Genomic DNA, 5,751 nt, shown 5'->3' on the forward strand with positions numbered 1-5,751 from the left:
CGACCCCCGAGGACGTACGGATGGTCCTCGTCGACCCCAAGCGCGTCGAGCTCACCGCGTACGAGGGCATCCCGCACCTGATCACGCCGATCATCACCAACCCCAAGCGGGCCGCCGAGGCGCTCCAGTGGGTCGTACGCGAGATGGACCTGCGCTACGACGACCTCGCGGCCTTCGGCTACCGGCACATCGACGACTTCAACCAGGCCGTGCGCGAGGGCAAGCTCAAGACGCCCGAGGGCAGCGAGCGCGAGCTCAGCCCGTACCCGTACCTCCTGGTGATCGTCGACGAGCTCGCTGACCTGATGATGGTCGCCCCGCGCGACGTCGAGGACTCGATCGTCCGCATCACGCAGCTCGCCCGTGCGGCCGGCATCCACCTGGTGCTCGCCACGCAGCGTCCTTCCGTGGACGTCGTGACCGGTCTGATCAAGGCGAACGTGCCCTCACGGCTCGCGTTCGCGACCTCCTCGCTCGCCGACAGCCGCGTCATCCTCGACCAGCCGGGTGCCGAGAAGCTGATCGGCAAGGGGGACGGGCTCTTCCTGCCGATGGGGGCGAACAAGCCCACCCGAATGCAGGGCGCCTTCGTCACCGAGGAAGAGATCCACGCGGTCGTCCAGCACTGCAAGGACCAGATGGCGCCCGTCTTCCGGGACGACGTCACCGTGGGCACCAAGCAGAAGAAGGAGATCGACGAGGACATCGGCGATGACCTCGATCTGCTCTGCCAGGCCGCTGAGCTGGTGGTTTCCACCCAGTTCGGGTCGACGTCGATGCTCCAGCGCAAGCTGCGCGTCGGCTTCGCGAAGGCCGGGCGGCTGATGGACCTCATGGAGTCGCGCGGCATCGTGGGGCCCAGCGAGGGCTCCAAGGCTCGTGACGTTCTTGTGAAACCCGATGAGCTGGATGGCGTGCTCTCGGTGATCCGCGGGGAGGCTCACCCATAAGGGTGCGGCAGGCAACCGTTTCCCTTCGGCATACGTCAAGTTGAGGGGAGGGACAGCACCATGAACCAACATCAGGATGTCCGGCTGTTCCGATGGCAGGATGTCCGGCCATTCCGATGGCGTACAAAGTCCGTCGCCCAGTTGCCCCACCCTTTCAGAACCCCCCTAGACTGAACATCCGGCAGGTGGCTACACGCTCGAAAGGCGCCCCCGTGTCCATCGGCAACTCCCCTGAAGACGACCGCCCTTCAGACCACCGACCCACAGACGACCGCCCCGTCGACCCCCGGCCCGCCGACGACCGGCCCGCCGAGGACCTTGCGGCAGCCGAGATCCCGGCAGTCGAGGAGCCCTCGATCGGGCACACGCTGCAGCAGGCACGCATCGACTCGGGCCAGACCGTCGACGAGATCAGCGCGTCCACCCGGGTGCGCGTCCCGATCGTGCACGCGATCGAACAGGACGATTTCTCCCGCTGCGGCGGCGACGTCTACGCCCGCGGCCACATCCGGACGCTCGCGCGCGCCGTGGGCATCGATCCCGCCCTTCTCCTGGCCCGGTATGACAAGGCGCACGGCGGCCACCCGCCCGCGCCCACTCCGGCGGCGCCGCTCTTCGAGGCCGAGCGCATCAGGTCCGATCCGCGCCGTCCGAACTGGACCGCGGCCATGGTCGCCGCGATCGTCGCCGTCATCGGCTTCGTCGGCTTCACCGCGTTCAGCGGCGGCGACGAGGACACCGGCGGGGCGAAGTCGCAGGCCGAGGGCGCATCGCCCGCCACCAGCAAGCCCGCCACGAAGCCGAAGCCCGAGAAGCCCGCGGACCCCAAGCCGGACCCGTCGGACAGCGCCATCGCCGGCGCTCCCAAGGACAAGGTCACGGTCAAGGTCAGCGCCCCGGACGGGCGCAGCTGGATCTCGGCCAAGGACCACAACGGCCGGACGCTCTTCGACGGCGTCCTCGAAGAGGGCAAGTCGAAGACCTTCACGGACAAGCAGAAGATCGACCTGGTGCTCGGCGACGCGGGCGCGATCGCCCTGTTCGTGAACGGCAAGGCGGTCGACAACGAATTCGACCCCGGTCAGGTCGAGCGGCTGACGTACACCAAGGGTGATCCCGAGGTCGGCTGAGCCTGTGCGTCTCGTGCGCGTTGTGTGCTTGGTGTGCCTCGTGTGCCCTGTGAACGGGGCCCGGACCCTCGCGGCGGGGGCCCGGGCAGGGACAAAGTAGTCTTGGAAGCATGCCCGAACGCCGCACCGTCGCCCTTGTCACTCTTGGCTGCGCCCGCAACGAGGTGGACTCGGAGGAGCTCGCAGGCCGCTTGGAGGCGGACGGCTGGGAGCTCGTCGAGGCCGCCGAAGAAGCGGACGTCGCCGTAGTCAACACCTGTGGATTCGTCGAAGCCGCCAAGAAGGACTCCGTCGACGCCCTCCTGGAAGCCAATGACCTCAAGGGTCACGGCAAGACCCAGGCCGTCGTGGCCGTCGGCTGCATGGCCGAGAGGTACGGCAAGGAGCTCGCCGACGCCCTCCCCGAAGCCGACGGTGTCCTCGGCTTCGACGACTACTCCGACATCTCCAGCCGTCTGCAGACCATCCTCGGCGGCGGAAACATCGAGGCCCACGCCCCGCGCGACCGGCGCAAGCTGCTTCCGATCAGCCCCGCGGAGCGCCAGGAGGCCGGCTCCGACGTCGCGCTGCCCGGGCACGCGCCCGTGGACCTGCCCGAGGGCGTCGCGCCCGCCTCAGGGCCGCGCGCCCCGCTGCGGCGGCGCCTGGGCACCAACCCCGTCGCCTCGGTGAAGCTGGCCTCCGGCTGCGACCGGCGCTGCTCGTTCTGCGCCATTCCCTCCTTCCGCGGGTCCTTCATCTCGCGGCGCCCCTCGGACGTGCTCGGCGAGACCCGCTGGCTGGCCGAGCAGGGCGTCAAGGAGGTGATGCTCGTCTCCGAGAACAACACCTCGTACGGCAAGGACCTCGGTGACATCCGGCTCCTGGAGACGCTGCTGCCCGAGCTGGCCGCCGTCGACGGGATCGAGCGGGTGCGCGTCAGCTACCTCCAGCCCGCCGAGATGCGCCCCGGACTCATCGACGTACTGACGTCCACCGAGAAGGTCGCCCCCTACTTCGACCTCTCCTTCCAGCATTCGTCGCCCACCGTGCTCCGGTCGATGCGGCGCTTCGGGGACACCGACCGGTTCCTGGAACTTCTGGACACCATCCGTACGAAGGCCCCGCAGGCCGGTGTGCGGTCCAACTTCATCGTGGGCTTCCCCGGCGAGACCGAGGGCGACGTGGACGAGCTCGAGCGGTTCCTCACTGGTGCGCGGCTGGACGCCATCGGCGTCTTCGGGTACTCCGACGAGGAGGGCACGGAAGCGGCGACGTACGACAAGAAGCTCGACCAGGACGTCGTCGACGAGCGGCTCGCGCGCATCTCGCGGCTCGCCGAGGAACTGACCTCGCAGCGCGCCGACGACCGCCTCGGTGAGACCGTCGAGGTGCTTGTGGAGTCCGTGGACGAGGAGGACGGCGCGATCGGCCGGGCGGCGCACCAGGCGCCCGAGACGGACGGCCAGATCCGCTTCGCGGGCCCCACGGGTGGGGATGACCTGCAGGTCGGCCGTATGGTCGTGGCAAAGGTGGTCGGCACGGAAGGCGTGGACCTGGTGGCTGAGTACAGCGAAATTCTGGGGGCCTCGCCCCGGATCCCGGCCGAGGAGGCGCGCAGATGACCGGAGTCCCGGCATCCGCGGCGGGCGGCTCCGGCGCGCAGGGCGCCAAGCCGGTGCGCGGCGGAAAGTTGGGCGCTGCGGCCGTCAATCAGGCCAGCGTGTGGAACGTCGCCAACTTGTTGACGGTGATCCGGCTGCTGCTCGTGCCCGGCTTCGTGATGCTGCTGCTCGCCGACGGCGGGTACGACCCGGCCTGGCGCGCGTGGGCCTGGGCGGCCTTCGCCGTCGCCATGATCACCGACCTGTTCGACGGGCACCTCGCACGGACGTACAACCTGGTCACGGACTTCGGGAAGATCGCCGATCCCATCGCCGACAAAGCGATCATGGGCGCCGCGCTCGTCTGTCTCTCGTACCTCGGTGATCTGCCCTGGTGGGTGACGGGCGTCATTCTCGGGCGTGAGCTCGGAATCACGCTGCTGCGGTTCTGGGTGATCCGCTTCGGAGTCATCCCGGCCAGTCGCGGCGGCAAGATGAAGACGCTCTGGCAGGGCACGGCGGCCGGGATGTACGTCCTCGCGCTGACCGGGCCGCTCGCCACGCTGCGGTTCTGGGTGATGGCGGTCGCCGTCGTCCTGACCGTCCTGACCGGGCTCGACTATGTGCGCCAGGCCATCGTGCTGCGTCGCCTCGGGCTCGCGGAGGCGGCGGCAGCGGCGGCAGCGGTCTCCGGGTCCGCCGCGGCCTCCGGGTCCGCCGCGGCCTCCGGCGAGGGGGCCAGGGAGTCGGCGTCGTGACGTCGGCAGAACCGGCCGCGGAGGCTCTGCGGCTGCTTCAGGCGCGGGGCGAGACGCTCGCCGTCGCCGAGTCGCTCACCGGGGGCCTGGTGGCCGCGGAGGTGACGGCGGTGCCGGGGGCCTCCCGGGTCTTCCGGGGATCCGTGACGGCCTACGCGACCGAGCTGAAGCAGCAGGTGCTCGGGGTCGACGGCACTCTGTTGGCGGAGCGCGGCGCCGTGGATGCCGAGGTGGCACTCCAGATGGCGGCCGGTGTGCGCAAGGTCATGGGCGCGGACTGGGGGATCGCGACCACGGGCGTCGCCGGGCCGGATCCGCAGGACGGACAGCCGGTCGGGACCGTGTTCGTTGCGGTCGACGGGCCCGTTTCCATGGTCGAAGGGCTGGTTTCACCCGCCGGCGGGCCGATTTCCGCGGTCGACGGGCCGGATTTCGCGGTCGGCGGACCGGGTTCCGCGCTTCGCTCTGAGGGGAAAGTTGCGGCGCTGCGGTTGAACGGTGGCCGTTCGGACATTCGTATGGAGAGTGTACGGAGCGTGCTCAGGCTGCTGCTCGAGCGGCTGTCCGGCGAACGTGCCGGGAATGGGCGGGCACAGGATACGGAACAGAACGGGGGGACTTGATGTTTGCAGCCCTGAGTGAACACGACATCGCTCCCCGCACGGCCGCCGCGCGAGGCGGTACGGTGGGGCGTGAAGGATGCGGCTACGCGGTCCGAGGAGGGAGCCACCGATGATTCTGCTCCGTCGCCTGCTGGGTGACGTGCTGCGTCGGCAGCGCCAGCGCCAGGGCCGTACTCTGCGCGAAGTCTCCTCGTCCGCCCGAGTCTCGCTCGGCTATCTTTCCGAGGTAGAGCGGGGGCAGAAGGAGGCATCCTCCGAGCTGCTTTCCGCGATCTGCGACGCGCTTGACGTACGGATGTCCGAGCTCATGCGCGAGGTGAGCGATGAGCTCTCTCTCGCCGAACTGGCTGCGTCGGCAGCGGCTACGGAACCGGTGCGTACACCGGTTCGCCCCATGCTCAATTCCGTCTCGGTGAGCGGTGTGCCGCCGGAACGGGTGACGATCAAGGCGCCTGCGGAGGCGGTGGACGTCGTCGCCGCGTGATGCCGCGTACCGCTGCACTGACGGTGCACGCTGCTTGAGCGCTTAAGTGTGACGAAGCCCCGGCCGGGTTACCGGCCGGGGCTTCGTGTGTTCCGGGGCTGTTCTGCTCCCGGGCGCCGCTCGCTGGATGTCCCTATTCGTTCGCTTGTGCCATGGTTGGTGGGGGATTTTAGCTCACAAGGTCCCGTGATCTCTGGAGGTTGCATGTATGTCGTGAAGAGTC

Annotated in this window: 6 protein-coding genes; all 6 read left to right on the top strand. The window is 69.2% G+C overall.

Annotated elements, in window-relative coordinates; translation table 11 throughout:
- Positions 1 to 950, top strand: a 950-nt coding sequence (locus ACQKIP_RS37910) for an FtsK/SpoIIIE domain-containing protein (RefSeq protein ID WP_427745186.1), incomplete at its 5' end; no start/stop codon positions are given.
- 212 nt (positions 951 to 1,162) lie between these two features.
- Positions 1,163 to 2,080, top strand: a complete 918-nt coding sequence (locus tag ACQKIP_RS37915; RefSeq protein ID WP_365858068.1) for a helix-turn-helix domain-containing protein — start codon at positions 1,163 to 1,165, stop codon at positions 2,078 to 2,080.
- Positions 2,081 to 2,190: 110 nt separating this feature from the next.
- Entirely contained in the window at positions 2,191 to 3,684 is a 1,494-nt protein-coding gene (gene rimO, locus ACQKIP_RS37920) for a 30S ribosomal protein S12 methylthiotransferase RimO (RefSeq protein WP_365858070.1), read from the top strand.
- Positions 3,681 to 4,421, top strand: coding sequence for a CDP-diacylglycerol--glycerol-3-phosphate 3-phosphatidyltransferase (gene pgsA, locus ACQKIP_RS37925; RefSeq protein WP_365858072.1), 741 nt, complete (start codon positions 3,681 to 3,683; stop codon positions 4,419 to 4,421). Before rimO ends, pgsA begins: the two co-directional genes overlap by 4 nt.
- On the top strand, positions 4,418 to 5,044 hold the full coding sequence (locus ACQKIP_RS37930) for a CinA family protein (RefSeq protein WP_365858073.1): 627 nt from the start codon (positions 4,418 to 4,420) through the stop codon (positions 5,042 to 5,044). The genes pgsA and ACQKIP_RS37930 overlap by 4 nt, the downstream gene beginning before the upstream one ends.
- Before the next feature lie 109 nt (positions 5,045 to 5,153).
- A complete protein-coding gene (locus ACQKIP_RS37935) occupies positions 5,154 to 5,528 on the top strand; it encodes a helix-turn-helix domain-containing protein (protein WP_135333667.1) in 375 nt (124 codons plus the stop codon).
- Positions 5,529 to 5,751 lie beyond the last annotated feature (223 nt).

This window comes from Streptomyces sp. NPDC059900, from assembly GCF_050270335.1.
GTDB lineage: Bacteria > Actinomycetota > Actinomycetes > Streptomycetales > Streptomycetaceae > Streptomyces.